The following is a 26,858-nucleotide window of genomic DNA, read 5'->3' on the forward strand; positions in this document are numbered from 1 at the left end:
CCTAGGACCGGTCCCCCGCCAGGAGCAGCCTGCACCAGGCATCGGCCAGCCACTCAGCGAACTGCCGGGGACCCCACCCCCGCTGGTCCACCAGGAGCACCCAGTACTCGGGCCCGTTCATGCTCCAGACCGCATCGGCGAGTTCGGCCGCGGGGCGGTCCGTTCGCAACTCCCCGGTGGCGGCGAGGTCCCTAACAAACAGCCGCATGTTTGCGGCACGGCGGTCGGAAATCTCGGTCCACAGCGCAGCGCAGTCGGGATCAGTGCCGGCGGCGTCGCGCAGCGCCAAATAGACCGGCGCCAGGCGGGGCTGGATAGCGGCCAGCGCGTGGGCGTAGATCGAGATTTTCTCGGATGCTGACTTCGCCTCCCGCAGGCGGACCACGTAGTCCCGTTGTTCAGCGGGCACGGCCTGGCCGGTGCCCGAGATGGCCGTTTCCACCACCTCCCGCAGCAGGTCCGGCTTGCGACCGATGGTGGCATAGATGGTGTCAACGGCGACTCCGGCCCTCCGCGCAATACCCGCCACCGTAGTGGCCCGGTACCCCTCCCCCACGAAGAGCTCGCGGGCGGCGGCCAGCACGGCGTCGCGGGTGGCGGCCGCCTGCTCCTTCCGCCGGGGCGAGTGGTAGCGCCGTGCGGGGGCATTGACTTCACTCATCGCCGGGCCTAGCCTTAATTCATCCGAATACTATTCGGATGAATTGTAGCAGGAAGCCCCGGACAGCAACGCACGGCGTCAACGCAGCGGAACTGGGGACGGAAGGGCAGGGCATCATGTCAGAGCACTTCGACACCGTGGTGATCGGCGGCGGCCAGGCAGGCCTGGTCATGGGCCACCACTTGTCCCGCGCCAAGCGTTCGTTCGTCATCCTCGATGAGAACCCACGGACCGGAGACAGCTGGCGCACCCGTTGGGATTCCCTCAGGCTCTTCACCCCTGCCCGGTACGATGCCCTTCCCGGAAGCCGCTACCCTGCCCCGCCCTGGTCTTACCCGTCGCGTGAAGAGTTTGCCGAGTACCTCAGCAGCTACGCGGAGAAGTTTGGGCTGCCGGTCCGGAACAACATTCGGGTCAACCGCCTCAGCCACAACGGAAACAGCTTCGCCATCGAAGCGGGCGGCCTATACCTGGAAGCCGACAACGTGGTGGTGGCACCCGGCTGGGACAGAACACCCAAGGTGCCGGCCTTCGCACGGCAGCTCGCCCCGGACATCAAGCAACTCACGGCGGGAAGCTACAAGAACCCGAAGGACCTCGCGCCAGGACCCGTCCTGGTGGTGGGGGCCGGCAACTCCGGCGCGGACATCGCCCTGGAGCTTGCCGCCGGCCGCACGACCTACCTCTCCGGCCGGCACCCCGGCGAGATCCCCTGGCCCATCGACGCCGTGGCGGCCCGGCCCCTCACCCTCGCTGTTTTCTTCGCGTTCTCCCACGTCCTCAACCTCAACACTCCCGCCGGCCGGAAGGCCCGCCCGCAGATCCTTGCACACAGCGGGCCACTGGTCAGGGTGAAGAACCGGGACCTGGTGCGTGCCGGCGTCGAACGCGTCCCCAGGACGGAAGGCGTCCGGGACGGCCGGCCGCTGCTGGCTGACGGACGGACACCGGATATCGCCAACGTCATCTGGTGCACCGGCTTCCGGCCGGACCTGGCGTGGATTGACCTGCCGGTGTTCGGCCCGGACGGGGAGCCGGACCAGGACCGCGGGGTGGCCAAAGCCCGGGCGGGACTGTACTTCCTGGGAGCCACGTTCCAGCAGTCGCTGGCATCCTCCATGGTGCACGGCGTGGGCAGGGACGCAGCCTTCATAGCCCGGTGCATCGCCGCCAAAGCGCCAAGCGGATCAGGGACAACGCAACTGCCCGGGGACGTCAGGCCGGAAGGTTCAGCTGCTCCACAATGATGCGGGCGGTCGCGGGGTCGCCGAGGATGCGGAAATGCCCGGCCACCGGCAGCTCGATGTTGGTGGCCCCGGGCAGGACGCTCCCCTCCGGAATGTGCGGATCGAACGGTCCGTAGAGCGACGTGATGCGGCTGTTGATGGCCAACTCGCGGGACATCTGAAGGGTCAGGGCGTTCCGCGGCGAGAAGATCCGGAGGCTGGGCAGCAGCATGTACCGGGCGTAACGCGAGCCGGAAAAGGGCGAGCACACTGCGATCATCCGAGCGATCCGGTGCTCGGGATCCAGGGACAGCATGGTGTACTTGCCGATCAGGCCGCCCTTGCTGTGCGCCACCAGGATGGCATCGCGCAGCCCCGCCTCCTCCAGGTGCTGTGCCACCAGTTTGGCGGCGTCCGGCACCTTCAGTTTGTTGCGTTGGAGCACCGTGACCACATGCACCGGATGCCCGGCGTCGTGGATGGCCAGGATGAGCGGCATCATGAACTGCCAGTTTTCGTACACGCCGGGAATGATCACCACAGGCGGGCGGGTGCCGTTGCGGAAGGACGCCGGCTGCACGCGCGAGAGGAACCCGCGGACCTGCCAGCCCGCGGCGTACACATAGTCCTGCGCCCACCACACAGCCTTCTGCAGCGGACTGATGCGGGCAGCAGCGCCGGGATCACTCATGAGTCGAGAATAACCTCGGCGGGGCGCCTACCCACCAACCGGGCCCGCAAACACGCCTCAGTAGTTGCGGCGGTGCTTCAGGCGGGGAATCACGACGGCGAACACGGCCGCCGCGGCGAAGCCCAGGACGCCCGTGGCGGCGATCCCCGGACCCAGGGAGGCGAGGGCCGTCACCCCGGAGAGGAGCACCGGTCCCCCGGTGGAGCCGGCGTCCGCCATGAATCGCCAGAGGCCCAGGAACTGTCCCCGGCCGCGGTCCGGTGAGAAGTCGGCGCCCAGGGTCATCACCAGCCCGGAACTGATGCCGTTGCCAAACCCGATCAGCAGCGCAGCCAGCAGCAGCCCCACAAAGGACCCGGTCAGCGGAATGAGGAGCAGCGCGGTCCCCATGAGCAGCGTGGACGGAACCGCCACCCACTGCCGGCCCTTGCGGTCCATGAGTTTTCCCGCCGGGTAGAACACCAGCATGTCGATGGCGCCGGACAGCCCGTAGATCAGGGACGCTGAGGTGGCATCCATGCCCAGGTGGTCGGACCAGAGCGGGATCACCACCTGCCGGGAGGACCGCAAGGCGCTGAGCAGCAGGATGCCCATCCCCAGTGAGAGGAACACGCCGGCATGGGACACCGCGACGCTGCGGAGCGTGGGCTGGGGGCCTGCGTCCGCGCCCAAGCGGACCTCCGGCGTCGTAAGGTCCGGGATGGTCAGGGACAGCATCGCGGCTGCCGCCATGGCCACCACCCCCACCCAGTAGGCGCCGGCGATGCCGAAGAACTGCATTACCGCTGCCCCCGCAAAGGGGCCGATGAAGACCCCGATCCGGTTCACGCCGCCCAGCGTGGACAGCGCGCGGGCGCGGAATGCCACGGGCACGGCCTCGGTGAGGTACTTTTGCCGCGCCAGGCCAAAGACCGCACCGGACATCCCGACGACGGTCATCGCCACGGCGAGGAGCCATAGTCCGTTCGGGGCGAGGGAGGAAGTGGCGGCGGCCGCGAGGGCCAGGCCGGCGGCGACGGCGGCGCCCACGATGGACCAGCGTTCGCCAAAGCGCAGGGTCACCAGGGAGGCGGGCAGGTTGAAGAACCAGGACCCCAGTCCGATCAGGGTGACGATCAGGGCTGCCACCGCCACCGAGGCGCCCAGGTCGCGGGCAGACAGTGCCACCACCGGGAGGATGGCGCCCTGCCCGATTCCGAAAAGCAGTGTGGGGCCGAAGGCGGCCACCGCAATGCTGCGCAGGTTGAAGGGCACGGGGTCATCCGGGGAAGTCATCAGATTTATCCTATGACCGCCGGATCCGCACCCCCTGCATCGCCGGCGGTCCGCGGCGCCTCCGGTGTCTTAGCGGGCCCGCGGCTCGAGCCCGGCAAGGGCACGGAACAGGTTGACCAGCTCAACAATGGCGCCGATGACCGAGCCCACGATCCCAAGAACCAGTAGCACCCTTACCACAACGGGCCAGCCGGACCAGCTGGTGCCGAAGTCGAACGGGAAGACCTCCCAGAGACGCATCATGGCGGCCACGCCGACGCCCATGACCACCAGGTTTCCCAGTGCCAGCAGTACCCTGGCGCGAATCACCGCGCAGACCAGGTTCACGATGATGCCCGCGATCAAGGTGGCATTGATGAGGTCCAGGGCGCGGGGCATGTCCGCCGTCAGGAACGGCAGCACCCGCCACCCGGGCCAGACGTTGATCCCGTACAGCAGCAGGGCGTTGACTATGGCAGAGCCAATGCTGCCGCTGCGGCTGATAGTCCTGTCCGCCATGCCCACCAGCGTGGCCCGGAGGGTAGCCTGCCCGGAAGTGCCGAAGGTCCCCAGAGCCGGGCTCAGTAACCGGCCAGTAGTTCGGCGGCCTTGCCGTCCGCGGCCGCGTTGACCAGTTCCTCTGCGACGATATGCAGCTTGGTGTTGGCGTGCTGGCTTCGGGTGGCCAGGACCTGGAAGGCCGCCTGGCCGTCCACACCCCGCAGAGCCATGACGATGCCTTTGGCCTGCTCAATGAGGGCCTTGTGCCCGTACGCACCTTCGATCGCTTCCTCAGCCGCGTGCTGGGATTCGATGCGCAGGCTCTGGGTCACGTCCACCATGAGTCCGCGGACATACTCCACCTGCCCCGACGGCTCTGCAACGGCCTGGACCGCGGAGAAGACACGCCGTTCCCTGCCCCGGGCGTCTATGACCCGGTGGAGCAGGGCCCCTTGGCCTCCGCCGTCCAGGAGGTTCGTCCAGAGGGCACGGACCGGCTCCCGGTCCAGCGGGTGCTTGTGGGCCATGAACAGTTCCCAGGTAGGCACCACATCGCCCTTCTTGAGCCCGTGGATGCCGTACATGCCTTCGGACCACTCCATCTTTCCGGAGGGGACGTGCAATTTAAAGGTCCCCGAAGGACATTGGGCAGAGGGCTGGAGCGGAAAGAGATACGTATCCAGTTTTGACCACATATTGTCCTTCTCAAGTCAGCCGAACCCAGCCGAAAGCAAGGCACCCACCATAACTTTACTTGCCGGCCATATGTCACATTCCATGGCAGGCTCCCCAAAATTGTGGGGGTCACAAAGGGCCCGGCGAGGAGTAGCGTTCGCCTTATGGGGCGCTGAAGCGCGTCCCAATCCAAGGGGAGGTCAGTTCATGGGTGAAGTATGGATCCGCACGCTGGGCAACGGGCTGGTCCGGTCAGACCGAGTCACCGAGATTTCATCCACCCGGGGGTCCCTGCACGAGGACCGCGGGTATTCACTGAAGGTCATCGTGGACGGCAAGGGCCACGTACTGATTGACGACGGCGGGCTGCAGGGTTCGCTGCCCGAGCGGCTGGAATATGCCAGGCACATGGAGGACGCCCTGCTGCTGGCCATCGACGAGGCGCGCGAAAGCGACGCGTCCATGGTGATCTCGTACGAGCCGGAACGCGAGCGCTGGTCATCGGCCCCCGTTTCCGTATTAACGGGAAGGCTCCCCGAAGTCGTCTGACCTGGGGAGCGTTCCCGCTGCACACTGTTCAGCTGTGGGTCGGCTCCTCCACCAGCGCCGTGGCGATGCTTGCGGCATCCTCAAGCGCGGCCAGGAAGCGTTCGGCGTCCAGGGCAGCGGCGCAGCCGGTGCCGGCGGCGGTGATGGCCTGCCGGTAGCGGTGGTCCACGGCATCGCCGCAGGCGAAGACGCCGGGCAGGTTGGTGCACGTGGTGGGCGCGTCCACCTTGATGTAGCCTTCGTCGTCCAGGTCCACCTGGCCTGCCACGAGTTCCGTGCGCGGCAGGTGGCCGATGGCCACGAAGATGCCGGTGGCGTCCTGGTGCCGGGTCTCACCGGTGCGGGTGTCCGTGAGGGTGACGCCGCTGACTTTGCCGTCGCCGTGAATGGCGGTGACGGCGGAGTTCCAGGCGAAGCGGATCTTGGGGTTGTCCTTGGCGCGCTGCGCCATGATGCGGGAGGCCCGCAGTTCGCCCTTGCGAACGACGACGGTGACGGACTTTCCGAAGCGGGTCAGGAAGGTTGCCTCCTCCATGGCGGAGTCGCCGCCGCCCACCACAATGATGTCCTGTTCGCGGAAGAAGAATCCGTCGCAGGTGGCGCACCAGGAGACGCCGTGCCCGCTGAACTTCTTCTCCTCCGGCAGGCCGAGTTCCTTGTAGGCGGAGCCGGTGGCCAGGATGACGGCCTGGGCCTCGTAGGTCTCCCCGCCGCCGGTGACCACGCGCTTGACGGGACCTTTCAGGTCGACGGACGTGGCGTCGTCGTACTCAATGCGCGCGCCGAACTTTTCCGCCTGCTGCTGCAGCCCGTCCATCAGTTCGGGGCCCTGGACGCCGGCCGGGAAACCCGGGAAGTTTTCCACCTCGGTGGTGTTCATCAGCGCGCCGCCGGCGGTGACGGATCCGGCCAGGACCAGGGGGTTCAGTCCGGCACGGGCGGCGTAGATGGCGGCGGTGTAGCCGGAGGGGCCGGAGCCGATGATGATCAGCTGTTCTTTGCTCATTGCGTGTCCTTCGGTGGCGGTACTGCGGTGCGTCCGCGGGCTGCGCGGGCAGGAGTGGGTTGGTCAGTAGTTTCTGTGCGTGCCCTGATCACCCCGTCCGATTGTTTCATTGCTTGGCGGGCCACGGCCAAGCAGCGGTCCGGGCTGCCAACTGGCGAACCCCAAAGTGATAGGAAACTGCGGTCGATGTAATAAACGTCACCGTGTTGCGCACATCACATCGGTTGCCTAATCTAATTGAGGCTTAAGCAAACAGGCCATGCAAGAAGCTGCAGCGTCGCAGCCAATGCCGGGGAAGGCTTTACATCTTGAACTCTAAGCTGAACATCGTGGTCCGGATCGATCTGGACCACAGCAAGGCCCAGGTGATTGCAAAGGGGCATATCACCATCCACAGCATCAACGCCCTCTACGTAGTGGCAAAGCGCGCCAACTCCCTCAGGGGAGGCCTGGACCTGGAGCTCGATATCTCCAGCGCCTGGGTGGATCCGGAAGCGCTGGATATGCTCCACGCCGCTTCCGAGAGCGGGCAGCTGCCAGCAATGATCGATCCGGACCAGGCACCATGCACCATCAGCGTGCTGGCCGACCGCCGACATCCACGCACCGCGCCGTCCCGCCTCGCCGCATAGGACTCCCGGCCGCTCGCCGCGCCCACGCTTCGGGCCAGAGCAGGCCGCCAACCACTTCTTCCACCGCTCCAACAACCCGAAGTGCAGCTGCATCTGAACAGACGGATGGCTGCACTTCGGGGCTGTGCGGAGCCCCCGGGCCCCCGCGGGGCCCAAAACTTACATCAGCGGTGATCCGCCATCCAGGAATTCCCGGAGCTCCACCGCGCTCAGGCCGGCAGCCCTGCCCAGGGCCCCCTCCCCCGCGCCGTGCTTCGAGGCGTTCCTGACTGCATTCCCGAACTGCTCCTGCGCAGCGTCGAGCTCCCACTGAAGGCTCTCCACCCGTGCCGAAGCCAGCCGGACTGCTTCCAGGGGGTCGCCGGCCGGGCTGCCGTCCTCCGTGTAGCCGCAGGTACAGGACCATTCCGATGCACCGAGCTCAAGCGGCGCCCACCCCAGGGACGCGATCGGAACCGGGCCGGAGGTCATTGCCACGCCGCAATGGAAGGGTGCGGCCGGACCGTCAAGGTCCATGGCCGGCGCCGGACCGTCCAGCAGCGCGGACACCGGGGATTCATCGAACGCACTGGGTGCAGTCGGCTGGAGTTGAAATTCGTCATCGGCCTGGACGTGGATCCGTTGTCCCGCTGCCTGAGGTTCAAGTACTGCAGTCATGCGATCCGCCATCCGATAGTTTCTAAACAATGTAGCTAGTCTAACTAGGATTAGCCGCTTGTCTAGCGCAAGCCCACCACGTCACCGGGTACCACCGCATCCACAGCCTCGCGCATGCAACCCAGGAAGTGCATCACCGCTTTGATCTCCTCCACCGACAGCGACTCGGCGGCCTCAAGCATGCGCTTGTGCATCTGGTTAAGGTTGTGCCGCACCTCCTCGTCGGCACCGGGCGTGGGCCGGATGATGACAGCCCGCCGGTCGGAGGGGTGGGGCTCGCGCGTCACATGGCCGGCTGCCACCAGGCGGTCAACCAGGCTGGTCATGGACGCGGAGGTGATGCCCAGGCGGGCCGCAAGCTGGGTGGGGCGGATGCCAACGCCGGCAGCTTCCGCATCGATCAGGTACCGAAGCGCCAACAGGTCGGTCTCCCCCATCGCGGCGGAGGAGCGGGTGCGCCTTCTCATGGCACTTTCAGAGGTCCGGAACTCCCTGAGGGCGTTAATGACGTCAACAGCACCGGGCTGCGCGCCCTCGCGGGGTGGGTACCAGTAGCCTTCGCTTGCACCGTGCGGGTTCATGCGAATTCCTTCGATATCCTACTTGCTTGGCCGTCTAACAAACCCATCGTAGCCCACTTGCCGCGGCGGTGGCTCCACGGGTCAACGGCCGAACGGGTACCCGCGGAGGGCCTGCAGGAAAAGTAGAGTACCGGCTACTCGTGCCGCTGCCGCGCGGGCCCAATAGGTTTTTGTGCAACCCCCAAGGCAGTACGGCCACGGGGCAATCGCAGATGGGGGTGCAGGGTGGCTTTTGGCCCGGCAGATAATAAGGGGCCCGACCGGCAAGGGTTCCTGCTGGATTTAGTGACAGGGGCCGACGGCGAGGCAGAGTCCCTGCAAAAACTCGCCGGCGCAGCGGCCCGCTGGATGAGCACCACGGCGGGCACGCCGGTCGAGTGCGCAGCCGTGCTGCACCGGCAACGGTCCTGTACCGTCACAGCCGGAAGCACGGCGGGCACCGCCGCCCTTGCAGCCTCGGAGGACGAGCACGTGGACGGCCCCACGGCACTGGGCTCCGCCTTGGCCGCTCCGACAGTGATCGGCCAGGCAGGCGCACGCTGGCAGGCCTACCGGAAGCGGTTACTGGAGCACGGCCTCGGCGCAGCCCTTGCCCTCCCCTTGGAACTGCAGCCCGGCTCGTCCGCGGCCCTCGTTTTCCTGGGCCCACCCGACTACGGTTTCCCCGCCAGGATCCTCGCTGACGCGTCATGGTTCGGCGAGGTGGCATCGCAGAGCCTGAAACTGGCCCTCGACGTCCACGGCGTGATCCGTGCGGGTGACAACCTCAAGCAGGTACTGGAGAGCAGGACCAGCATCGACGTTGCCTGCGGCGTGCTGATGGCGCAAAACCGCTGCTCCTACGCCGAAGCCTTCAGCAGGCTCGCCGGCACCTCACGGAACCGCAACCTGAAGGTGCGCAGCGTGGCAGACGGCATCCTGAAGGCGATGCCCAGTGGTGCGCCCAGAACCCGTTTCGAACCCCCGGCGATTGCCTAGGAACTGCAGCGAGCTTCCCTGTGGTCCGCGGGAGTTATGCCTGGTGCCGCGACCGCGCCCTGATAAGTCCGGCCGCCACGAGTCCTGCACATCCGAGTGAAGCCAGCATGCCGCCGAGAGCCACGATGTAATCGGTGATGGTCATTGTCCTGCGCTCCTTCCGTCCTGCCTCCGTACTGCCTGATGCGCCCAAACTACGTGGCGAAACTCAGTGTTCGCTGAAGAATCGCCAGCAGCTTTGGTCAAGATCCGGTCACGGGCATGCGGAAATCCACATGGTTTAGGTGGGCAATCTTTCCTTTATCACGGTGTTCCGTATTATTCATGCATGTGGACTAAACAAAGCCAGAGCTTCTGCCCCACCTGCGGCAGGACCACCAATCACGTCACCCACTTCCAAAAGGACGACGCCGGTTCCCTGGTTGCGGACGTCCGCTGCGCTGAATGCCCCGAGGTCGCCGGAGCGGTCGCCTAGGAAGGTATGTTCCCCGAAGACTGCAGCCCGGGGCGCACGGCATGAGGACGGACGACGGCGAAGATCACCATGGCGGCTGCCTGCACTGCCGTGACGGTGATGGCCAGGGCAGGGATTGAGTACTCGTACAGCACACCGATGAGGAAGCTCCCGGCCAGCCAGGCGAGGCCGTAGCACGCAGTGAACATTCCATAGGCACTCCCCCGCCGTGCCACCGGGGCCAGGCCCGCCACGCCTGCCCGCATGGTGCTTTCCTGGACGCCCATGGCCGCTCCCCACACCAGCACGCCCGTGACCGCGAGCGCCGTGTTGTTGCTGAAGCCCAGCCACGGCACCGCAGCCGCCAGGACGGGCAGGAGCAGGAGGACTTTCAGCCCCACCCGGTCAAAGAGCCAACCGGAGGCCAGGGCGGCCACGGCGTCCACTCCCATGGCCGCGGCGTAGAGGACAGGGACCACCGCCGGCGGGAGGAGCCCGGTGGCCACCAGGTGGAAGGACAACAGCCCGAACGTTGCATAGCCGAACATGGTCAGGCTGCTGAACGCGGCATACAGCCAGTACTGCCGGGGCATGGGAACGGCCTTCACGGAAGCGGGACCGGGTCCGCCAGGAGCAGGGACCGCGGTGGCCGGTGATGCGTCCGCCGCCTCGTAAACGGCCGGATCCGGGACCCTTCGCCGCAGCCGGAAGAGAATCAGCATGGCCGCCAGGCCTGGAACAGCAAGCAGCAGGAACCCCGGACCATAACTGCCCGACAACGCCAGGGCCACCCCCACCAGCAGCGGCCCCAGCAGCGCTCCCACCTGGTCCAGCGCCTCGTGCAGTGCGAACGCCTTGCCCTGGCCCAGCGCCGAACCTGCCTCGGCCAGCATGGTGTCCTTCGCCGGGCTCCGGACGGCCTTGCCCAGCCGTTCCGCCAGGACCAGGAGGCAGGCAATCCAGAGCGCGTCAGTGATTCCCAGCAACGGCACGGACACGGCCGTCAGCGCGTACCCGCTGATCGCCAGTGCCCACCGCAGCCCGGGCCTGTCCGCCAGCCGCCCGAACACCAGGCGAAGGACCAGGGCCACAGCCTCCCCGGCGCCGGTGACCACGCTGACCAGGAGCGCGGACGCGCCCAGCGCACCGAGGAACGGGCCGGTAACACTCCGTGCGCCCTCGTACACCATGTCCATCAGGGCGCTGATGATCCCGAAGACCAGGATGAAGCGGATGGCGGTCATGGGCGCCGCGGGAACGCTCCCGGCGGCGCTAGCGCTGGTGGGCATGCTCCCGGACCTGCTTCACCGCACGATCAGCCACGGCACCATTCTGCCCGCCACCGTTCTGTCCGGCACCGTTCTGTCCGGCACCGCGCAAGCGGGCCCGGCCCAGGCGGGCGCCGCGGCGGACGGGGGGAGCAGTTCCTTCCGGACGGGTCACGGCAAGGATCACCCCAATCCCGGCCAGGGAGGAGACCATGGCTGAACCGCCGTAGGAGATGAACGGAAGCGGCACGCCGATCACGGGCAGCAGCCCGCTGACCATGGCGATGTTGATCACGGCCTGGCCCAGGATCCACGTGATCACGCTGCAGGCCACGGTCCTCGAGAACGTGTCCGTGGTGCGGGCAATGGTCTTGAACACGGCAATGGCCAGGATGGCGAACAGGCCCAGCACCAGGAGCGAACCGGCCAGGCCCAGTTCCTCGCCGAGGATGGAGAAGATGAAGTCGTTGTGGGCTTCCGGGATCCAGTTCCATTTCTGCCGGCTCTGCCCCAGGCCCACGCCGAACCAGCTGCCGGAGGCCAGGGCGTAGGCGCCGTGCTGCGCCTGGTAGCCCATGCCCTGCGCGTCCTCGTCGGAGCCCATGCCCAGCCAGGAGGAGATCCGGCCCATCCTGTTGCCGCTGGTGGCTGCGAGTACCAGGGCGCCCGCCGCGCAGATCAGGCCGGCCACGGAGAACACCTTCATCCGCACGCCGCCGTAGAACATGGTGGCGGCGAGGATCATCATGATGATCATGGTGGTGCCAAGGTCGTGCCCCAGCGCCACGATGCCCATGATCAGTGCTCCGGCTGGTCCCAGCGGGATGACCGCGTGCTTCCACTGCCCCAGCAGGGCCTGCTTCCGGTCCAGGATCCCGGCGCCCCAGACAATCAGCGACAGTTTGGCGAACTCGGACGGCTGCGCGGTGAAGCCTCCCACGCTCAGCCAGTTCCGGTTGCCGTTCACGGACATGCCCAGCGGCGTGAACACCAGCAGCAGGGCAAACAGGGAACCGATCAGCAGCGGCCAGCCCAGCCAGCGGATCCGCCGCACGGACATGCGCGCCAGCACCAGCATGATCACCACGCCGGCCACGGTCCACATGGCCTGCTTCAGGGGAAGATCGTACGGATTGTTTCCTGCCGCCACGGATTCCACGGACGACGCCGATGCCACCTCCACGAGTCCGATCGCCGAGAGCGTGAGGACCACCGCCAGGATCAGCGGCCGGAGGCGTCCCGGGGAGTCGTCCTCCAGCCACACCGCCAGTTTGCCCAACCCGCGCCGGGCAGGACGGCCCGTCCCGCGCTGCTTTTGTCCTGTATTCATCTGTCCGTTCCTCAGCCTGCACACCAGGGCTTCCCCCATGGCCGGGCCCATCTCCGGGGCGGGTACCGCCGAGAAGAAAGAGTACGCCCCTGCGCCCGGCGCACGGCACCGGGACACCCGACAGGCCAAGTGTTCTGGGCGAATTGCCAGCTTGGGCGTGTAGCGTAGCGGAAACCTGTCCCCTCCCGAAGGTCATTTTGTCGTGTTCGGTTCCAAAAAATCCCCCGGCCCGGAACAGGAAGCCGCCAGCCCCGCCGCCTACCCAGGCCAGGGCGAGCTGTACGCGGCCAGTTCCCGCCGCCGTCGCCCCTTCCGCCGTGCCCCGCGCTGGGTCAAGGCCGTCACCGCACTGGTGTCGGTGCTGCTCCTGGGCGTCCTGGCGTTCGGCGGCTACTGGGCTTGGCGCCTGCAGTCCAACATCAGCACCTCGGAGCTGACCGCCGGCGGCCAGCGCACCGAGGGCGCCGTGAATGACAGCACCGACCGTCTGCAGATTTTGGTGCTGGGCTCGGACACGCGGGAAGGCAACAACAGCCAGTTCGGCACGGCGGACCAGTCCTCCGGCTACGGGCAGTCGGACGTGATGATGCTGCTGGATATCTCGGCGGACAACAAGCACGTCAACGTCATCAGTTTCCCCCGTGACCTGCTGGTGGACGTGCCCGCGTGCACGGATTCCAAGACCAACCAGAAGTATCCCGAGCAGAAGAGCGCCATGATCAACAGCGCCATGGCCCAGGCCGGCATCGGCTGCGCCGTGGACACGGTGAACAAGCTCACGGGCCTGGAAGTGGACCACTTCATGATGGCTGACTTCAACGCCGTGAAGGAGCTCTCCAACGCAGTGGGCGGCGTGGAGGTCTGCGTCACCGCCGCCGTCAACGATCCCGATTCGCACCTGACGCTGCCCGCTGGCAAGTCCCAGGTGCAGGGCGACCAGGCGCTGGCGTTCCTGCGCACCCGGCACGCCTTCGCCAACGGCGGAGACCTGGGCCGCATCCAGGCCCAGCAGGGCTTCCTGGCCTCACTGAGCCGCAAGCTCAAGTCCGAGGGAACCCTGGGCAACCCGCAGAAGACGCTGACCATCGCCGATACCATCACCAAGAACCTGACGGTTGATTCGGGATTGTCCTCCATCCCGTCGCTGCTCACCATCGCCAATCGGCTGAAGAACATCGATCCAGCCAACATCAACTTCATTACCACCCCCACGGTGCCGTCGCCGCAGGACCCCAACCGGCTGACCCTCGATGAACCGGCGGCGTCCAACTTCTTCGCCGCCCTGCGCAACAGCCCGGACCTGAGCCAGCCTGCCCCCGAGGCGCCCACGGAGACGCCCGCAACACCCGCCGCCCCGGCCTACGACAAGTCGCTGCAGCCGGTCTCCATCGCCAACGGCACCGGGGTCACGGGCCGGAGCAACGCGATTGCCGGCCTGCTCTCGGATGCCGGTTTCACCAAACTGACCAAGTTGCAGGCCCAGGCGCAGAGCCAGACCATGGTCTATTACTCCGCCGGGTTCGAGGACGTCGCTGCCGATGTGGCAGCACTGTTCGGCCTGCCGGCCACCAGCGTCCAGCAGGTGGCGAACATCCAGGGCGTGCAGCTGTACGCCGGCACGGACTTTGCCACCGGCGACAAGCCCGCTGCACCGCCGTCGTCCGCTGACTCCTCCGGCAGCGTGGTGGCGCAGACCGGCAGCGACCAGACCTGCCAGTCAGCCAACCCCACCGGCTACTAAACCAGCCCACGCAAGGGATCCATTTTTGCCTGAATACAGCAACGGCTGTACTTTGGGAGGATGCAGACACTCACCCATGCGCCCGTGCTGGCCCGCTTCGGCTATGCGGTCTCGGACCCCACCCGTGCGCGGGTGCTGTTGGCTCTTGCAGAGTCGCCGTCCTATCCCTCGGACCTGGCGGACAGCCTGAAGGTGTCCCGCCAAAGCATGTCCAACCACCTCACCTGCCTGCGTGGCTGCGGCCTGGTGGTTGCCGTGCCGGATGGGCGGCGGAGCCGGTACGAGCTGGCGGACGCGCGGATCGGTCATGCCATCAAGGACCTGCTGAACGTTGTCCTGGCTGTTGACCCTGCGTGCTGCGCGCCTGACGGGGAGTGCCTGGCGTGACCGGGGCACCTACTGAACCCAGCACGGATCGCCGGCGGATTCTGACCCGGCGGATCAGGCTCTTGGCAGCAGCCACCATCACCTACAACATCATTGAGGCCATCGTGGCACTGTGGGCCGGCGGCGCGGCTGATTCCTCCGCGCTGATCGGCTTCGGCCTGGATTCCGTGATCGAAGTGGCCTCCGCCGTGGCGCTGTCCTGGCAGTTCTCTGCCAAGGACCCCGAGCGGCGCGAGCATCTGACGCTGCGGATCATCGCCGTTTCCTTCTTCGCCCTGGCCGCCTTCGTGGCGGTGGATGCCATCCGGTCCTTGGTCGGGGCCGGGGAAGCGCAGCATTCGGTGCCGGGCATCATCATTGCGGCATTGAGCCTGGCCATCATGCCCATCCTGTCCTGGGCGCAGCGCCGTGCCGGGCGGGAACTTGGCTCCAGGACGGCTGTAGCGGACTCCAAGCAGACGCTGTTGTGCACGTACCTCTCCGCAGTGCTGCTGGTGGGCCTGGTCCTGAACAGCAGCCTGGGCTGGTGGTGGGCCGACGCCGGAGCAGCACTGGTCATCGCCGCCATTGCCGTCCGTGAAGGCATCAACGCCTGGCGCGGGGACTCCTGCTGCGCTGTTCCGCCCCGCGTGGACGCGTTGGAAGAAAGTACGGGCTGCTGCCCGGGCTGCTCCGCGTCCAGTCCCGCGTCCGCTTCTGCCGGCGGACAGCCCCTGGGCCTGCCAACCGTCAGGAAAGACGGGTTTTCAGGCAGCGGACAGAGGACCAGCGGCACTTAGCCTGCTGACGCCCCTACGGATGCCCGGGAAGGGCCGGCGGAGGAAGGCACGACGGCGGGCTCCAGCTTCCGGTTCGCCCAGAGCCGGAGCGGCCGCTCAACGAAGCGGAAGGACGCGTACGCCAGCAGCACGGTGAAGGCTGCGGTCAGGGCGATGCGGAGCGGAAGGGCCGGGATGAGGGGCATCAGCAGCAGGTAGACCGGCAGGTGCCAGAGGTACATGGCGTAGGAAAGATCGCGGCCCGGGCGGGCCAGCCAGGGATGGCTGAGGATGCGCGACAGGAAACCGGCAGGCTGCAGGACCAGCGAGCCGATCAAGACGGCCGAGATCAGCGCGAGCGCCGTGGGGCCCACCGTCCAGAACGTGTTGAACCAGGCTCCGGGGGTATCGGGCTCCTTCAGCAGGAACAGCGCGGCCACCAGGGCCAGGCCGGCAAGCGGGGCACCCCAGCGGGCCACCGATGCCATGGCGTTGTGCAGCCGGGAACCCTGCCGCACCGCGGTGAACAGCAACGCCAGCGCGCAGCCGATCAGCAGTTCGTCGGCCCGGGTGTCCGGGCCGTTGTAGATGCGGTCCAGCGGCTTGCCCGCGTTGACCAGCAGGAACCGGTTCAGCACGAAACCTGCGGCCAGGGCCACGGTGGCGATGGCTGTGGTGCGGACCTTCCAGAACCGGAGCATCACCAGCAACAGCAGCGGCCACACCAGGTAGAACTGCTCCTCCACGGCCAGCGTCCACGTGGGGCCCAGGGTTTCGCCGGCAATGGAGTCGCCGAACATGCCAAAGTGCGCCAGGTTCATCACGTAGCCGGCAGCGGGTAGGACAAACCCCGCCTGCCCGCCCCAGCCTGAGTCGGGAAACACGACGCCTGCCGCCACGATCACAGCGCAAAGGGCCAACAGCGCCGGCCAGAGGCGGGCCAGGCGCTTGGCGTAGAAGATGCCCAGGTGCAGCCTGCCGGTGGCGATCCGTTCCTTCATGAGCAGCAGCGTGATCACAAAGCCGCTGAGCGTGAAGAACACGTCCACGCCGATGGAGCCCCCCGGCATGGACTCGGTTGCCGTGTGGAAGAAAAACACGCCGGCAACGGCGATGATCCGGAGCCCGTCCAGGGCATGCTTGCGCCCGGCGAGGAGCCCTGTTCCGGGCGCCGCCGGACCTGCTGGTGCTGACAAATTTGCGCTGCTTGACCTCAAAACCACTAAGCAAGCATATATAACGTTTCCATAACTGCGCTGTACGGCAGCTGGGCGGCGGCTGGCAAGAGAGGGTCCAGAGCGCCCTTGTGGAGGCTGGCCGCCGCTTCTACATTGAAGGCATGGTGGACCAGGACATGGCAGAAGACCTCGAAGAGCTTGTGGACCTCATCGCCGGAATGGAGGACATCAAATCCGTCCTCGACGACCTCACCGGATATGCGGCGGCCACCATGACCAGCACCACGGGAGAGCCCATCGAGTGCGCCGTTACCCTGCACCGCCGCAAACGCACCGCCACCATCGGCGGCAGCAGCAGCAGGGCCGTGGTGCTGGACCGGATTGAACAATCGCTGGGAGACGGGCCCTGCATCGAGGCCCTCGAAACCGGGGTTCCTGTCCTGCTGGATGACGTGTCCTCGGACCCGCGGTGGCCTGAGTACCGCACGGCGCTTTCCGCCGCGGGCGTCGCCAGCTCGCTGGGCGTACCCATGAAACTGGATAACGACGCCGGCGCGGTCCTCGATTTCTTTGCTCCCGTCAGCGGACTCTTCAGTGAGCGGGCGGTCGCCGACGCGGCGAGGTTCGGCGACATGGCGGGCAAGGCGCTCCGGCTGGCCGTGCGGATCGCATCAGCGGAGCAGCGCGCCGACAACCTGAAAGCCGCGATGGACACCAGGACCGTCATCGACCTGGCCTGCGGGATCATCATGGCGCAAAACAAGTGCACCAAGGACGAAGCGTTCGACGTCCTCCGCAGCGCCTCCAACAGCAGGAACCAAAAGCTCAACGAGCTCGCCGAGGGACTGGTGAACCGCTTCTCAGGCCGCAAGGATGCGAAGGCCCACTTCGACGACTGAAGAGTCCGTGGCCCGGGGGCCAGCGACGCTGCTGGTCCCCGGAGTGTAAGACGGGATGTGGCCCACCCCCGAAAATTGGATACCCTGGGCCACATCCGCGTCGGCTTCACGGACGGTCGCATGCCTGGGAATGGTTGGCCAGCGGCCCGGAGCGAGTCGGGGTGGCGGTGGAGAAGGGTTCCTTAGGCAGCAACAGATGGGCCGCCTGCCTGACCCGGGGATCAGCCTAACAAACGCGTGCCGCTTGGCAATAGGGGCGTTCCCGCAGTTTTTGCTCAACTTCCTGCGATTAATGCATCCGTGGCGCCCGGATGGCTCATGAACGCTTCACCGCCCCAATTTGCCGAACCACGTGCCGAGGGCCTCGGTGAGTCCGTCCGCTGATCCCTCGCCCACCCAGGCCACGTAGCCGTCGGGCCGGACCAGGACTGCCGTTGGCGCGGCAACCGCGCCCAGCACGGGAAGCTGCCACGCGCCGTCGTACGTTGCCCGGACGTGCTGCACGTACCCGGCCCACGCGCCAGGTTCCAGCCCCGGGCCACCGAATTCCAGCAGCACCGGCCGTGCCCGGTGAAGCAGTCCGTACACCCTGGCCGGCCCGGCGCCAGTGATGATGTCCAGGTCCGGCATCCGGCGGCCCAGCAGCGGGTGGCCCGGACCCACGTCGTAGGCGACGTCGAGCCCGGTGATGAGTGCCGCGATCGGAGCTCCCGCACCGTCAACGCGGAGCACCTCGCCGAGCAGGTCGCGCAGGGCTTCCTGCCGCGGATCGGACTTCTGAAAGAGGGACTGGGCCATGGTGTACTTGAGCGCCCGCTCCCCCGCCGGGTGGCGCTCCGCGTGGTAGGTGTCCAGCAGCCCGGCGCCGGAGATGCCCTGCAGCACCTCCCCCAGCTTCCAGCCCAGGTTGACGGCGTCCTGCAGCCCCAGGCCGATGCCCAGCCCGCCCGTGGGTGAATGGACATGGGCGGCATCACCGGCCAGCAGCACCCGGCCCTTCCGGTAGGACTCCGATTGCCGGGTGGCGTCCGTGAAGCGCGACAGCCACGTGGGGCTGTGGACCCCGAAGTCGGTGCCGAACACGTCCGTCAGTGCCTGGCGCAGCTCCGCCAGGGTCGGCTCGGTGGCCGGGCCGAGGGAGCCTTCGGTCACCACCACCCGGACCACACCGCCGCCCATCGGGTACAGCCCATGAATACCGCGCCCGTCCACCTTCCCCTGCTGAACGGGCTCCCCCGCCACCTCCACCTCCGCGATCAGGCTGCTCCGCGTCGCATCCGGACCCACCATCGGAATGCCCGCTGCCCGCCGCACCATGCTGCGCCCACCGTCGGCACCCACGACGTAGCGGGCCCGCACAGGTCCGCCGGCGGCAAGCTGGACCTCCACGCCGTCGTCGTCCGCCGAAACTCCGGTGACCTCCACGCCGCGCCGGATCTCCACGCCCAGCTCCTCCACCCACTCCAGCAGCAGCCGCTCGATGTGGTTCTGGAACAACGCCAGCGTGTACGGGTGACGTGTGGGCAGCCCGCCCAGGTCCAGCTGCGTATTGCCGAAGGAGGCCGTCTGGACGGTCTTGCCCGCGGCGAGGAAGCGCTCCGCGATGCCGCGCTGGTCCAGCAGCTCAATAGTGCGCGAATGGATTCCGCCGCCGCGCGAGCCGGCCAGCTCCGGGGAGGGGCGCCGCTCCAGGACAACCGCGTCCACTCCCGCCAGCCGGAGCTCGCCCGCCAGCATCAACCCCGTAGGTCCGCAGCCCACAATCACCGCGTCATGCATACCGTCCCCGTTCTGTTCGACGGCCAGTATGCGGCCGGACGGGGGCCTTGCGGCAAGGCCCCCACTGCGAGGTACCTTGGAAATGCGGGGAGCACTGCGGCGGCCGGCAGCGGCTGCCGATGGCCACGCCCCCCGGCCCTGTTTAGTATTTCCCCATGAAGGACTGGGTCCGGGCACATCCCTACAAAGCCTTTGCCCTGGGTTACGTGGCATATTTCGTGCTCACTACGGGGGTCTGGATGGCCGTCGGACACACCCTGGAAGACGCCCTGGTCACTGCCGTCATATGGACCCTGGGCTATGCGGCGTTCGCTTACGTTGGCTTGCGGCAGCGGCTCAAGGCAAAGGCGCGTCTCGAGGAACACGGCCAAATCCGGGCTTACATCCGCTACCCGGAAGCGCTCACCGGTTCGCTTGGACGCATCTGGAGCCAAGGGATTCTGACACCCGGCGCCGGCACTATCCACTTCCAACCTGCGGTTTACGACTCGCTCGAGCCGTCAGGGCGGCCTCGCACGCTGACAGTGCATCAGTTGCTCCCGGAGCGGCGCAACGTGACCGGGAAGGACCGCAACTACATCCAGGAATTTGAGGTCCAGGCCCTGACGCTGATGACGGACGGCGGCAAGGTAGAGATCGCAGGGCACCCCGAGACGCTGGACAAGCTACAGGAGCGCCTGGGTGCGGACATTGCAGAAGGGTGACGTCACGACGGCGGCACGCGGCTTCTGCCCGGAAGCCGCCCTTGAAAATCGCTTCGTGCTGTTGTCGATTTGTGCGTCCCGTGCACGTCGTATGGGTAGGAGCCCGGTGAAGGGGCTCTGCACAAACGGCAAAGGAGCATGACATGTCCAAGTATTTGATCCTGATCTACCAGGACGAGGCCGTGGCCCGGCAGGCCGAAGGGGAATCCATCAGCGCCAGCTATCAGGAGTTCCAGCAACGGCACGGCGCGTCCCTGCTCGGCGGCGCAGCCCTGCATCCCTCCTCCACGGCGACGTCAGTCCGCCGCGACGGGGCCGGCGGGTTCCTGGTCACGGACGGCCCGTTCGCCGAGTCGAAGGAAACCCTGGGCGGCTATTACCTCATCGAGGCAGCTGACCTCGATGAGGCGCTTGAGATCGCCAAGGAAGTTCCGGCCGGCGTCGGAGTTGAGGTGTGGCCCGTACGGGTGGCGAACTGATGCCGGAGGCCGCCAGCCCGGAGGTTGCCGCGGCGGTCGCTGACGCGCACCGCCGTGAATGGGCCTTCGTCCTGGCGGCCACGGTCCGTGTTGCCGGCAGCATCGATGCCGCCGAGGAAGCCGTCCAGGAGGCGTACGCCAGCGCCTTGGCCACCTGGGGAACGAGCGGCATTCCGCGGAACCCGGGGGCGTGGCTCACGGTGGCGGCACGACGGCGGGCCCTGGACATGCACCGGCGTGCGGCAACGGCTCAACGGGCGCTGCCCAAGCTGCTTGGGCGGGAGGATGACGACGGCGGCCTGCCGGACATGGCGCCCGAAGAGGTCCCCGACGACCGGCTCCGGCTCATCTTCACCTGCTGCCATCCTGCCTTGGCACTCGACGCCCGGGTGGCCCTGACGCTGCGGCTGCTGTGCGGGCTGTCCACGGCCGAGGTGGCACGGGCGTTCCTCGTCCCCGAGGCCACGATGGCGGCCCGCATCACCCGTGCCAAGAAGAAGATCGCGGCGGCCAATATCCCGTACCGGGTGCCGCCGGCAGGCGAGCTGCCCGGGCGGCTGGATGGCGTGCTGTCGGTGGTGTACCTGGTGTACACCACCGGGCACACCGCCCCGTCGGGCGTTGACCTGATGCGCCGGGACCTCGCCGACCGCGGGCTGGAACTGGCCAGGATGCTGCGCGTCCTGCTTCCCGGAGACCGCGACGTGGCCGGACTCCTGGCCCTGGTCCTGCTCACCGGGGCCCGCAGGGACGCCCGGGTCGATGACCAGGATGAGGTGGTTCTCCTGGAGAACCAGGACCGGTCCAAGTGGGACCGGCAGGCCATCGCGGAAGGCGTGGCGCTCCTGGGGGAATCACTTGCCGGACGGCCTCCGGGGCGTTTCGCCCTCATGGCGGCGATCGCAGCCGTGCATGACGAGAGCCCGTCCTGGCTGGACACCGACTGGCAGGAAATCCTGGCTCTCTACGACCTGCTCATGGACAGGTGGCCGTCCCCGGTGGTCCGGCTCAACCGCGCCATCGCCCTGGGGTTCGCGGTGGGTTACGCGGAAGGCCTGGCGGAACTTGACGTCCTGGGAGGCGACCCGCAATTGGCCCGCTACCCGTATCTGGCTGCCGCACGCGGGGATTTCCTGGTCCGGCTTGGCCGCCCGGAAGAGGCACGGGTGGCGTTCGAGGAGGCGCTGACCCTCACGGACAACGACGCTGAGCGCCGGTTCCTCCATGGCCGGTTGAGCGCGTTGGGCGAGTGACGGCCGCGCATCTGAAGGTCCGCTCCCGCGTCCGCTTTTGCCAGTAGTCCAAGTAGTTCTTTGGCGCCTCGCGGCCGAAAAGACAGGTACCACCTCTTGTATCGAGGCCTGCAGACCGCAACCTAGGCTGACTTCACCGCCAAGGTAGCAACACTGGAACTACAAGTCGCCATCGCAGCACACCTGCCTGGAAGCGAAGACTGCGACTCATCGGGAGCAACCATGTTTTTTGACGTGCAACGGCTGCGGCCCGGCGGCCCACCAGCCCTCGGAAATGCGGCAGACAGCCCCACCATCGTCCCCAGCCGGACCGGCTTGGCATGGCTCATGCCGCCCCGGGACGGGGAGAAATACTCCTATCTGCGCACGCCGCAGCACCGCTGGGTGTTCTGGCTGTCTGCGCTGGCCATGGCCGGTTTTGCGGTCAGCTTCGTCGGCCTGGCCACCCAGTCCTACTGGACCCTGGTGTTCCTTCTGCCACTCGTCCTGCTGGTCACCGAACAGTGCCTCAGCCTCCGGACCTCCACCAACCGCCGGCGCATTTCAATGGCTGACCACGCGGCCACCGTCGAACTGTGGGAACCCACCCAGGTGCCGAGTGTCGACGTCTTCATTCCCACCTGCGGGGAAGATCTGGAGGTGCTGGCCAACACCGCGCACCACGTCCGGAACCTGCAGTGGCCGGGTGTGCTCCGGGTCCATGTACTGGACGACGCCGGGCGCGAGGAAGTGCGTGAACTCGCCGTTGGGAGCGGTTTTGGCTACGTGGCCCGGCCGGGCAACGCCTTCAAGAAGGCCGGGAACCTTCAGCACGCCTTCGAGCGCACGTCCGGCGATCACGTGGTGATCTTCGATGCGGACTTCGTGCCCCGGCCGGACTTCCTGCTGGAGCTCGTGCCGTACCTGGACGATCCGACGGTGGGGATCGTGCAGAGCCCGCAACACTTCTACACCCACAAGTCGATGTCCTGGCTGGAGCGGTGTGCCGGAGCCACCCAGGAGATGTTCTACCGCTTCATCCAGCCCTCGCGGGATGCGGTGGGCGCCGCAATCTGCGTGGGCACATCAGCCGTTTATCGCCGCCAGGCGCTGATGGCCATCGGAGGTTTCCCGCAGATCGGCCACAGCGAGGACGTCTACACGGGCCTCCACATGAAGGAGCAGGGGTACCAGCTCAAGTATGTGCCAGTGCTGCTCTCCCGGGGCCAGTGCCCTACAGACATCGATTCGTTTATTTCCCAGCAGTACCGCTGGTGTGAGGGATCGATGTCGCTCGTGGCGGCGGATTCATTCCACGACACCCCGTCGCTGACGCTGCCCCAGCGGATGAGCTTTTGGTCAGGTTTCCTGTATTACATGAGCACGGCGATGCTGGCGCTTCTCGCACCCATTCCGCTGATCGTCATGGCGTTCTTTTTCCCGGCGAACATCACGCCGCTCAACTCCCTGCCACTGCTGGGCGCGATTGTGCTGTGGCTGATCGCGCTGCCGGTGGTTTCCCTGGGCCGCTGGCGGCTGGACGTGCTGCGCGTCCAGGCCATCTATGGTTTCGCCCACCTCTTCTGCATCGCTGATATGTTCCGGGGCCTGGTGTCGGAATGGGTGCCCACCGGCAGCGCATCGGCGCAGATCCCCGTCGCCCGGCGGGTACGGTCCTTCATGGGTCCATACATCCTGGCCACCCAGGCTCTGACCCTGGTGGGTTTGTGCTTGGGGGTCAACCAATACGGGATCGAGCAGTTCTGGGCCGCCATTGTCCTCTTCGCGCTCTCGTCCTACGTGTTCGTTCCGGTGGGGATCCTGGCGATGGGCCGGGGAATCTTCTCTGCGGCCAAACCAGCCGCTGTGGCAATCGTGGAGAGCGCGTGAGCACGGGCGTCGCCGCCCGTCCCACGTGGCGGGCGGCGCTGGAGTCATTCCTTCCGGCTGCCAAACGGCCCAGCGCGGACAAGTACATCCGGCGCATTCCCATCGCCCTGATCCTTTTGGTGCAGGCGGTCTCGGCGCTCCGGCTCAGCAACACCGCTTTCCAGGACGAAGCGCTGTATTTGTACACCGGCGACTGGATCCTGAAATCCTGGGCGGACCCGCACGTGGTGGTGTACACGCATCCGGAGTCATTCTTCTCCGGTGCACCCATGCTCTACCCGGTGCTGGGTGCACTGCTGGACCGGCTCGGCGGCCTGGCCTTGGCCCGTTTGTTCTCCACGGTCTGCATGCTCAGCGCCACGGCGGCGGTCTACTGGGGCACAAACGTGCTGTTCGACCACCACGCCCGGCCACGCACCGCGGGCATCTTCGCCGCTTTCGTCTTCGCCCTCTCTGCGCCGGTCATCTTCCTGTCCAACTTCGCCACCTTCGACGCCCCCAGCTTCGCCCTCATCGCCTGGGCGGCCGCGCTGAGCATCTGGTCCAGCAAGCGCAACCGCTCCATTGTGTGGGGCGTGCCCATCGGGGTCCTCTGCTCCCTGGCCGTGCTGCTGAAATACTCCTCGGCCATCGACGTCCCGTTCGTCATGCTGCTGACCCTGGTCGTGGGGTGGGCGGTCCGCTCCACCCGGGCGAGGGCGGTGGCCCGCGGCGCGGTTGCCGGGCTCACCGCGCTGGTCCTGCTGGTGGGCTCGGCGCTGACCTGGGGGTCGGCGCTGCTGGCGGGCCTCCAGAAGACCACCACGGACCGGGCCGCCATGGTGCACCAGACCCCTCTCCTCACGCTGGTCGGCCAGGTGGGGTTGTGGGCCGGTCTCACCTTCGCCCTCATGATCGCCGGCGGCATCTACCTGATGCGCCGCCAACCGGTCCTCGCGGTGCTGATGCTTGCCGGTACCATCGCGGCCACCGGCTACCAGATCTGGATGGGCGAGGCCGTGTCCCTGCACAAGCACCTCACCCTTGGCATCATTTTCGGTGCGCCGCTGGCCGGGGCAGTGCTATCGGCCCTGGTACGCACCGGGCGGAAGGTCACCGTTCTGCTCGTTGCGGCGGCGTGCTACGCCGTGCTGGTGACGGGACTGATGCAGTCCGAGAAGCTGTTCCACGTGTGGCCTGCCACCACTCCCCTGCACAACACGGTCGAGTTCGCCGTGGACTCCATGCCCTGGATCCGCACGCTCGCTGAAGTCCCTGAGCCGTTGATGTATTCGCTGAAGGACAAGACCGGACCCTGGCAGTGGACGGCGACGTACGACGGTTCGTTCTTTTACGACGACCCCGATGAAGGCGACAGGGTCTTCCAGGGGCTCGAGGCCTACCAGCACGCGCTGGAGGACAACTACTTCCAGCTCGTCGTCCTTGACCGGAGCACCCCGATCGGCCAACAGCTGCAGCCGGAGGAGTTCGGCTTCGCACAGACTGACACGGTCACCGACGCCGCGTCCGGCCACACCTGGCGGATCTACCAGAGGTTTGACCACATCCCCCAGTGACTTGGTGTGGCCGTTGCACAACAAAGGGAAGGCCCCTCCTAGGAGGGGCCTTCAACGTAGTGGTCATTTGTCTTCTGGTATCGGTCAGCGGTGATGCGCAATCCCCCTTCCCGGACGCCCCCGGCGCCCATCCGGACTATGACGCTGTCCACTTTAATGAGCTGCTGCCAGTGCGTAAAGACCCTAATCAAGAAAATAAAGCACGACGGCGGCGGCCTGGGCCGGGCGCGGGAAGGAGGTCTGGCGATTGCGGCTCCTTTGTTCTATAACTAATAGAACAAAGGTAGGAAGGTGAAGGGTCGTTGATCCTCAACGTCGATCTGGCTGCTGATGTGCCGATCTACCAGCAGATCCGGGACCAGATCGTGGAAGCAATCGCACACGGCGCACTGACCGAAGGCAGCCCGCTGCCGCCCACCCGGACGCTCGCCGCCGATTTCGGCATCAACTTCCACACAGTCAACAAGGCCTACGATCTCCTTCGCCAAGAGGGGCTGATCCGTCTCAGCCGCGGTACCGGGGCGGTAGTGACCGCGGCGGCCACCGGCCAGCTCCTTCCGTCCGACTGGACCGCGAGGGCCAGGACGCTCCTGGCGGAGGCCGTGGCCCGCGGAATGCCCGCCGACGACGTGCTCCAGGCCTGCCGGACCCTGCTCGATTCATTTGGTGCCGCGGATCAGGAGGACACGCGATGATTGTTTCCGCCGTTCTGGGCTTTGTACTGCTGGGGCTGGTTCTCCTGCTGGCATTGCTGCTGCCGTCCGTCACCAGCAACACCATCCCCTTCGGAGTCCGGATCCCGTCCCGGTATGCCGCCGATCCGGTCATCACCGGGCAGGCGCACTTGTACCGGCGGCGCGTCCTGATCTGCGGGGGCATCATTGCGGCAGCCGGCGTGGTCAGCGTGGCGGTGACCGGGCAACCCCTGCTGCTGCCGTTGTCGGTACTGGTGCTGGTGGCCACCTGGTACGGCTGCTTCTTTCTGGCCCACCAGGAGATCCGGGCAGCGAAGCTTGCCGGCGGCTGGTTCGAAGGTCTGCACCAGGGCATCGCCGTGGACACGGAACTAAGGACCAATCCCCCGCGGTTCCCCTGGCTCTGGTTGGCACCGGCCGCGGTCATCACGGCCTCCACCGCCGTAATTGGCATCCTGATGTACCCGTCCATGCCCCAGACCCTCGCCGTGCACTTTGGCGCCAACGGTGTCCCCAACAGGGTGGAAGCGAAGTCGGTGGGGGCGGCCTTTTCCCTGGTCTTCCTGCAGCTGGGCCTCACAGCATTCCTGGCGGGCATTGCGGCGGCCGTCGTCCGCAGCAGGCCCGACCTTGACCCGGCCCGCCCGATGGGATCCTCGCGCTGGGCCCGGCACTACATGTCGCTTGGCGCCAAGGCCGTGCTGGGGCTGGTAGCCATGATTGACCTGGGACTGATGGGATCCTCGCTGCTGATGTGGACCGGAACGGTGACCCGGTGGGCGCCGTTGGTGATCGTGATCCCGGTCCTGGCTTCCGTGGCGGCAACCGTAGCGGTCCTGGCCAGGAACAACAGGGACCGCAGCGAAAATGGGGAGGACACGGGCCTGACGCACCGCGACGATGACAGGTACTGGCGCGGCGGCCTGATCTACGTCAACCGGGAGGATCCGGTGCTGCTGGTGCCGCGCCGGTTCGGCATTGGATGGACATTGAACTTCGGGAACCCCAGGGCCGCGATGCTGCTGGCTGGAGTGGTTGCGCTGATCGGCTTGGTGCTTGCCCTCCGCTTCGCCATCTAAGCTGTTACTGTTCAGGCG

Annotated in this window: 28 protein-coding genes; 16 read left to right on the forward strand and 12 right to left on the reverse strand. The window is 66.8% G+C overall.

Going from position 1 to position 26,858, the window contains the following annotated elements; genetic code table 11:
• Position 1 precedes the first annotated feature (1 nt).
• Entirely contained in the window at positions 2-661 is a 660-nt protein-coding gene (locus tag PUN51_RS02350) for a TetR/AcrR family transcriptional regulator (protein WP_275179734.1), read from the reverse strand.
• 38 nt (positions 662-699) lie between these two features.
• On the opposite strand from PUN51_RS02350, the gene PUN51_RS02355 reads away from it, so the two are divergent.
• The gene (locus tag PUN51_RS02355; protein WP_275179735.1) at positions 700-1,908 is read left to right on the forward strand and encodes a flavin-containing monooxygenase; all 1,209 of its coding nucleotides are present in this window, start codon (positions 700-702) and stop codon (positions 1,906-1,908) included.
• On the opposite strand, the gene PUN51_RS02360 is transcribed toward PUN51_RS02355, so the two are convergent.
• The 4 genes from PUN51_RS02360 to PUN51_RS02375 all read right to left on the reverse strand — a co-directional run bounded on the left by PUN51_RS02360 (position 1,877) and on the right by PUN51_RS02375 (position 4,935).
• On the reverse strand, positions 1,877-2,578 hold the full coding sequence (locus PUN51_RS02360; protein ID WP_275179736.1) for an esterase/lipase family protein: 702 nt from the start codon (positions 2,576-2,578) through the stop codon (positions 1,877-1,879). The two genes, PUN51_RS02355 and PUN51_RS02360, sit on opposite strands and share 32 nt — an antisense overlap.
• A gap of 57 nt (positions 2,579-2,635) precedes the next feature.
• On the reverse strand, positions 2,636-3,853 hold the full coding sequence (locus PUN51_RS02365; protein WP_275179737.1) for an MFS transporter: 1,218 nt from the start codon (positions 3,851-3,853) through the stop codon (positions 2,636-2,638).
• A gap of 69 nt (positions 3,854-3,922) precedes the next feature.
• A complete protein-coding gene (locus PUN51_RS02370; protein WP_275179738.1) occupies positions 3,923-4,351 on the reverse strand; it encodes a hypothetical protein in 429 nt (142 codons plus the stop codon).
• A 62-nt stretch (positions 4,352-4,413) separates the two neighbouring features.
• Complete coding sequence (locus PUN51_RS02375; RefSeq protein ID WP_275179739.1) at positions 4,414-4,935, reverse strand: PAS and ANTAR domain-containing protein; 522 nt, start codon at positions 4,933-4,935, stop codon at positions 4,414-4,416.
• Positions 4,936-5,215: 280 nt separating this feature from the next.
• Here PUN51_RS02375 and PUN51_RS02380 point away from each other — a divergent pair, with 280 nt between their 5' ends.
• Positions 5,216-5,557, forward strand: coding sequence for a hypothetical protein (locus PUN51_RS02380; RefSeq protein WP_159631106.1), 342 nt, complete (start codon positions 5,216-5,218; stop codon positions 5,555-5,557).
• Positions 5,558-5,585: 28 nt separating this feature from the next.
• Here PUN51_RS02380 and trxB read toward each other — a convergent pair whose 3' ends face one another.
• Positions 5,586-6,563, reverse strand: coding sequence for a thioredoxin-disulfide reductase (gene trxB, locus PUN51_RS02385; protein ID WP_159631104.1), 978 nt, complete (start codon positions 6,561-6,563; stop codon positions 5,586-5,588).
• A 308-nt stretch (positions 6,564-6,871) separates the two neighbouring features.
• Between trxB and PUN51_RS02390 the strand changes: the two genes are divergently transcribed.
• Positions 6,872-7,195: a hypothetical protein gene (locus tag PUN51_RS02390; protein WP_159631090.1), complete on the forward strand. Its 324-nt coding sequence runs from the start codon at positions 6,872-6,874 to the stop codon at positions 7,193-7,195.
• Positions 7,196-7,354: 159 nt separating this feature from the next.
• On the opposite strand, the gene PUN51_RS02395 is transcribed toward PUN51_RS02390, so the two are convergent.
• Together PUN51_RS02395 and PUN51_RS02400 are read right to left on the reverse strand one after the other, a co-directional pair.
• Positions 7,355-7,852 (reverse strand): hypothetical protein, encoded by a 498-nt coding sequence (locus tag PUN51_RS02395; RefSeq protein WP_275179740.1) that lies wholly within the window; start codon positions 7,850-7,852, stop codon positions 7,355-7,357.
• Positions 7,853-7,914: 62 nt separating this feature from the next.
• Positions 7,915-8,433, reverse strand: a complete 519-nt coding sequence (locus PUN51_RS02400) for a MarR family winged helix-turn-helix transcriptional regulator (RefSeq protein ID WP_159631088.1) — start codon at positions 8,431-8,433, stop codon at positions 7,915-7,917.
• 285 nt (positions 8,434-8,718) lie between these two features.
• Between PUN51_RS02400 and PUN51_RS02405 the strand changes: the two genes are divergently transcribed.
• Together PUN51_RS02405 and PUN51_RS02410 are read left to right on the forward strand one after the other, a co-directional pair.
• Complete coding sequence (locus tag PUN51_RS02405) at positions 8,719-9,411, forward strand: ANTAR domain-containing protein (protein WP_236560739.1); 693 nt, start codon at positions 8,719-8,721, stop codon at positions 9,409-9,411.
• A gap of 328 nt (positions 9,412-9,739) precedes the next feature.
• Positions 9,740-9,886 carry a hypothetical protein gene (locus tag PUN51_RS02410; RefSeq protein ID WP_159631085.1) on the forward strand — a complete coding sequence of 49 codons (147 nt, stop codon included), beginning with the start codon at positions 9,740-9,742 and terminating at the stop codon, positions 9,884-9,886.
• Here the strand turns inward: PUN51_RS02410 and PUN51_RS02415 are convergent.
• Together PUN51_RS02415 and ftsW are read right to left on the reverse strand one after the other, a co-directional pair.
• Positions 9,883-11,154: an MFS transporter gene (locus PUN51_RS02415; RefSeq protein ID WP_275179741.1), complete on the reverse strand. Its 1,272-nt coding sequence runs from the start codon at positions 11,152-11,154 to the stop codon at positions 9,883-9,885. The two genes, PUN51_RS02410 and PUN51_RS02415, sit on opposite strands and share 4 nt — an antisense overlap.
• The gene (gene ftsW, locus PUN51_RS02420; RefSeq protein ID WP_224026796.1) at positions 11,138-12,463 is read right to left on the reverse strand and encodes a putative lipid II flippase FtsW; all 1,326 of its coding nucleotides are present in this window, start codon (positions 12,461-12,463) and stop codon (positions 11,138-11,140) included. Before ftsW ends, PUN51_RS02415 begins: the two co-directional genes overlap by 17 nt.
• Before the next feature lie 202 nt (positions 12,464-12,665).
• Between ftsW and PUN51_RS02425 the strand changes: the two genes are divergently transcribed.
• Genes PUN51_RS02425 through PUN51_RS02435 form a run of 3 tightly spaced genes read left to right on the forward strand, consistent with a single transcriptional unit; the run spans position 12,666 to position 15,370 of the window.
• Positions 12,666-14,204: an LCP family protein gene (locus PUN51_RS02425; RefSeq protein ID WP_224026797.1), complete on the forward strand. Its 1,539-nt coding sequence runs from the start codon at positions 12,666-12,668 to the stop codon at positions 14,202-14,204.
• A 60-nt stretch (positions 14,205-14,264) separates the two neighbouring features.
• Positions 14,265-14,591: an ArsR/SmtB family transcription factor gene (locus PUN51_RS02430; RefSeq protein ID WP_275179743.1), complete on the forward strand. Its 327-nt coding sequence runs from the start codon at positions 14,265-14,267 to the stop codon at positions 14,589-14,591.
• Positions 14,588-15,370: a cation diffusion facilitator family transporter gene (locus PUN51_RS02435; protein ID WP_275179745.1), complete on the forward strand. Its 783-nt coding sequence runs from the start codon at positions 14,588-14,590 to the stop codon at positions 15,368-15,370. The genes PUN51_RS02430 and PUN51_RS02435 overlap by 4 nt, the downstream gene beginning before the upstream one ends.
• Here PUN51_RS02435 and PUN51_RS02440 read toward each other — a convergent pair.
• Entirely contained in the window at positions 15,367-16,545 is a 1,179-nt protein-coding gene (locus tag PUN51_RS02440; RefSeq protein WP_275179746.1) for an acyltransferase family protein, read from the reverse strand. The two genes, PUN51_RS02435 and PUN51_RS02440, sit on opposite strands and share 4 nt — an antisense overlap.
• A gap of 143 nt (positions 16,546-16,688) precedes the next feature.
• Between PUN51_RS02440 and PUN51_RS02445 the strand changes: the two genes are divergently transcribed.
• On the forward strand, positions 16,689-17,426 hold the full coding sequence (locus PUN51_RS02445; RefSeq protein WP_275179748.1) for a GAF and ANTAR domain-containing protein: 738 nt from the start codon (positions 16,689-16,691) through the stop codon (positions 17,424-17,426).
• Between the two features lie 327 nt (positions 17,427-17,753).
• Here PUN51_RS02445 and PUN51_RS02450 read toward each other — a convergent pair whose 3' ends face one another.
• Complete coding sequence (locus PUN51_RS02450; protein ID WP_275179750.1) at positions 17,754-19,205, reverse strand: FAD-dependent monooxygenase; 1,452 nt, start codon at positions 19,203-19,205, stop codon at positions 17,754-17,756.
• Positions 19,206-19,360: 155 nt separating this feature from the next.
• On the opposite strand from PUN51_RS02450, the gene PUN51_RS02455 reads away from it, so the two are divergent.
• From PUN51_RS02455 to PUN51_RS02485, 7 genes are all read left to right on the forward strand, one after another.
• Positions 19,361-19,909, forward strand: a complete 549-nt coding sequence (locus tag PUN51_RS02455) for a hypothetical protein (protein ID WP_275179751.1) — start codon at positions 19,361-19,363, stop codon at positions 19,907-19,909.
• Between the two features lie 143 nt (positions 19,910-20,052).
• Positions 20,053-20,388 carry a YciI family protein gene (locus tag PUN51_RS02460; RefSeq protein ID WP_159631069.1) on the forward strand — a complete coding sequence of 112 codons (336 nt, stop codon included), beginning with the start codon at positions 20,053-20,055 and terminating at the stop codon, positions 20,386-20,388.
• Entirely contained in the window at positions 20,364-21,641 is a 1,278-nt protein-coding gene (locus PUN51_RS02465) for an RNA polymerase sigma factor (protein WP_275179753.1), read from the forward strand. Before PUN51_RS02460 ends, PUN51_RS02465 begins: the two co-directional genes overlap by 25 nt.
• Positions 21,642-21,863: 222 nt before the next feature.
• The gene (locus PUN51_RS02470; RefSeq protein WP_275179754.1) at positions 21,864-23,510 is read left to right on the forward strand and encodes a glycosyltransferase family 2 protein; all 1,647 of its coding nucleotides are present in this window, start codon (positions 21,864-21,866) and stop codon (positions 23,508-23,510) included.
• Positions 23,507-25,066 carry an ArnT family glycosyltransferase gene (locus tag PUN51_RS02475; RefSeq protein ID WP_275179755.1) on the forward strand — a complete coding sequence of 520 codons (1,560 nt, stop codon included), beginning with the start codon at positions 23,507-23,509 and terminating at the stop codon, positions 25,064-25,066. Before PUN51_RS02470 ends, PUN51_RS02475 begins: the two co-directional genes overlap by 4 nt.
• Before the next feature lie 302 nt (positions 25,067-25,368).
• Positions 25,369-25,761 (forward strand): GntR family transcriptional regulator, encoded by a 393-nt coding sequence (locus tag PUN51_RS02480; protein ID WP_224026805.1) that lies wholly within the window; start codon positions 25,369-25,371, stop codon positions 25,759-25,761.
• Positions 25,758-26,840 (forward strand): DUF1648 domain-containing protein, encoded by a 1,083-nt coding sequence (locus tag PUN51_RS02485; protein WP_275179756.1) that lies wholly within the window; start codon positions 25,758-25,760, stop codon positions 26,838-26,840. Before PUN51_RS02480 ends, PUN51_RS02485 begins: the two co-directional genes overlap by 4 nt.
• Positions 26,841-26,858 lie beyond the last annotated feature (18 nt).

The organism is Arthrobacter sp. NQ4, from assembly GCF_029077345.1.
GTDB lineage: Bacteria > Actinomycetota > Actinomycetes > Actinomycetales > Micrococcaceae > Arthrobacter.